The organism is Rothia sp. HMSC067H10 (assembly GCF_001810635.1).
Classification (GTDB): domain Bacteria; phylum Actinomycetota; class Actinomycetes; order Actinomycetales; family Micrococcaceae; genus Rothia; species Rothia dentocariosa.
In genome coordinates, this window is the sequence record NZ_KV802316.1 from 1 (window position 1) to 202 (window position 202).

Consider the following 202-nt stretch of genomic DNA (forward strand, 5'->3'; position numbering starts at 1 on the left):
GCGGGGGCGTGGCGCAATTGGTAGCGCATCTGCTTTGCAAGCAGAGGGTTAGGGGTTCGAGTCCCCTCGCCTCCACGTTTCGGTGATTATAGTGAGAGGGAAACGCCTGGTTCCATTCCGAACCCAGTAGCTAAGCCTCTTTGCGCTGATGGTACTGCACTTTGATGGGTGTGGGAGAGTAGGTTGTCGCCGGACTAGTTTT

Annotated in this window: 1 tRNA gene and 1 rRNA gene; both read left to right on the top strand. The window is 55.9% G+C overall.

The window, feature by feature from the left end:
* Window positions 1-2: 2 nt before the first annotated feature.
* Window positions 3-75, top strand: a tRNA-Ala gene (locus HMPREF2756_RS07090).
* Between the two features lie 3 nt (window positions 76-78).
* Window positions 79-195 (top strand): 5S ribosomal RNA (gene rrf, locus HMPREF2756_RS07095).
* Window positions 196-202 lie beyond the last annotated feature (7 nt).